We start from the raw sequence: 3,069 nt of genomic DNA on the forward strand, positions 1-3,069 counted from the left end.
CTTATATACTCTATATATGGTTTTATCCTTCCTTCATATGCCATCTCTTCTATGGTCTTTCTTAACTCATTTAGGTCGAGGTTTATCTTGTATTCTTTCTTTAAATTCGTTTCTATATATTCCCACATTATTGTCTTGATTACGTAATTGGGTATTTTTAAAAATAATCTCGTTTTTTCTTGTCTCTCTATCGTTAGTAATCCCATATAGAATAACAGTGATACGAAGTATTCTTCGTCGTACATCCTGTCAAATGAAAATTTTGTCACTATCTCCGCTACTATCCCTTCTTCTTTTATGATTCTCTCTAATAATGCTCTGTTCTCTTCATTCATTGTAAGTCTGTTTAGTCTACCATAGTCTGTCTTTACATTGTCGTCTACTAAATACTCTGGATATCCTCCTGTGTTTTTGTATTGTGCTAAAAAGTATAGCACCATGTCTGGATTGTATACCCTTCTCTTGGCATTTTTGTGGAATTTATAGCCATCGTATAATTCCCTTAAGTTATCTATTAGCTCCTCTTTTTCCTCTATCCCTACTTCTTCTAATACCTTCACCACTTCTTCTTCTGTAAATCCTAGCATCTCATTTAAGCTTAAATCCATTGTGACGTTTAATGCTATGTTAAATCCACTCGTTAGATCATCCAACATTATTGGAGATATCCCTGTTATAAATATCCTGTCTATTACACTCTTTGTCCCTATCTTTAATGTCTCGTAAAAGTCTCTTACAAAGCCTGATGCCCTCACTATCTCCCTGTAAAACTCATTGTCCCCCATCGCTATTATGTCATTGGCAAAATGGTCATACTCGTCTATTATTAGGTATATCTTTTTACCTACTTTCTTTACTTCCTCAATCAGCTGATTTATTATCGATTTTATATCTGGCTTCTCTTTTATATGTTGTTTTATTTCCTCTATGTCTTTAAATATATTTTGATACTTGTTGAAAAAGCTGTTTATTGAGTCAATTAGGTTTTGTTTAAAGGATTTCTCTAGTCTATTCCTATCTCCTGTATCTAATCCCGAAAAATCAAGCTCTAATATCATATAACTGTTCCTTAGTTTAGTAGGATTTTTCCCTATATATAAATCGCCAAATAATTTCTCAAAGTCTCTCTCAGTGTTTATGTCATAGTAGTTCTCTAATGTAGAAAGAAATAGACTCTTCCCAAACCTCCTTGGCCTTATGAAAAACAGGTATTTGCTATTTAAGTTCTCTATCTTCTCTATATACATCGTTTTGTCTACATACAGGTATCCTTCTTCTCTCATCGCTCTAAAATTTGACATGCCATAGGGTATTTTCTTCATCTTTCCCACCTCATAATTTTCCCTTTTCCTTTAGAGTAAACTATATCCCCAATGAATTGGCGAACTTTGTACTCTCGATGAAACCTTGTTGAAAGTCCCATCACTACGCAACTGCCAACCCAAGTAACAGGCGAACCGCCGCCTCTATAGAGACACGGTACCGCTTATAAGCACTTGCCTGCACCTTTATATTTTAATGAACAATCCGGCGATATAAAAATATACCACTAACGTCAGGGCGTCTACGATGGTGGTTATGAGCGGACTGGCCATGATGGCGGGGTCAATTTTAGCCATCTTTGCTAAAAGCGGCAGTAAACCGCCGACTATCTTGGCCATAATCACCGTTACCACCAGTGTAAGACTGACCACCAGCGCGATGGTAGTGCTCACCTGCTCAATAGTAACAAGCCGTAAGAAGTTGAAGCTTGCAAGAAAAAGGCCGACAATAACGCTCACCATAAACTCTTTTGCCACCACTCTAAAAACATCCCGTGTTTTTATTTCGCCCAGGGCTAGACCCCGAATTACCATTGTCGACGACTGGGAACCTGCATTTCCTCCTGTATCCATTAGCATAGGTATAAAAGCAGCCAGGATTACCATCTTCTGGAGAAAGTCTTCAAACTTTTGTATGATCCGGCCGGTGAATGTGGCCGAAATCATCAGAGCCATAAGCCAAAACAACCTGTTTTTGGCCATGGTAAAGGGGCTCTGACTTATATAAGATTCTTCGGTAGGGCTTATTCCACCCATCCGCTGAATATCTTCGGTGTTTTCCGCTTCTAGAACGTCCACCACGTCGTCTATGGTTATAATGCCAACCAGCCGGTTTTCCTGGTCTACTACAGGCATGCTTAACAGGTCGTATTTTTTAAACAATGAGGCGACAAATTCCCGGTCATCGTGGGTTTTTACAGTGATGACCTGTTTGTCCATCAGGTCTTCGATTCTGGTACCAGGGTCTGCCACCACCAGGTCTTTCAGCGAAACGACACCTAACAGATGTCTTTCTTGGTCTATAACGTAACAGGTATAAATAGTCTCCTTTTTAGGAGCGGTATAGCGAATATGAGTAAGTGCTTGAGCCACCGTCATGTCGGCTTTCAGGTCTACAAATTCGATGGTCATGATGCTGCCAGCGGAATCCTCGGGATAATTTAAAAACTGGTTAATAAGCCTTCGTTCGCTTTCCGGCGTCCTTTGGAGTATTTTCTTTACTACATTAGCAGGCATTTCTTCCAGAAAGTCTATCTTATCATCGAAAAAGAGGTCTTCTACCAGGCTTTTTAATTCGTCTTCTTCGATCATCTGCGAAAAGGCTACCCTTATTTTATCCGACAGATATGAAAATACTTCCGCAGCCCTATCCTTAGGCAGCAGTCTGAAAGCCAGCAGGCTGTTTTTAGCGTCCAGATGGTTCAAAATTTCCGCTACGTCCTGTACCGGAAGTCTCGACATTTCTTCTTTTACGGCTAGAAAGTTTTTTTCCTGTAACCATTGGCGAAAAAGCTCTTCCATTTTTTCGATATGCACAATAATACCCCCTCTAGTTTGGAAGCGCCTCCGGCGATGTTGGGTGCCGACGGAGTACCCCCGTTTTTAGGTAGAATAAGGCATCGTCGGTTTATTCAATTACTTGGTATTCGTCCTTGCCTATGAATATGACAAGTGCTTGTTTTACATCCTTTCTATCTTTTAAACCTCTACTTTCTATATACCTCTTAAGCTGCTTTATACCTTCTTC

The 3,069-nt window shown here is 39.6% G+C and carries 2 protein-coding genes; both read right to left on the minus strand.

Annotation, left to right across the window (positions count from 1 at the left end; genetic code table 11):
• Positions 1 to 1,322 (minus strand): AAA family ATPase (locus EV203_RS13170; RefSeq protein ID WP_132040904.1); only part of this gene is annotated, 1,322 nt, incomplete at its 3' end.
• A gap of 186 nt (positions 1,323 to 1,508) precedes the next feature.
• On the minus strand, positions 1,509 to 2,858 hold the full coding sequence (mgtE, locus tag EV203_RS13175; protein ID WP_132040905.1) for a magnesium transporter: 1,350 nt from the start codon (positions 2,856 to 2,858) through the stop codon (positions 1,509 to 1,511).
• Between the last annotated feature and the right edge of the window lie 211 nt (positions 2,859 to 3,069).

Origin of the sequence: Caldanaerobacter subterraneus, from assembly GCF_004345675.1 — a bacterium.
Classification (GTDB): Bacteria; Bacillota; Thermoanaerobacteria; order Thermoanaerobacterales; family Thermoanaerobacteraceae; genus Thermoanaerobacter; species Thermoanaerobacter subterraneus.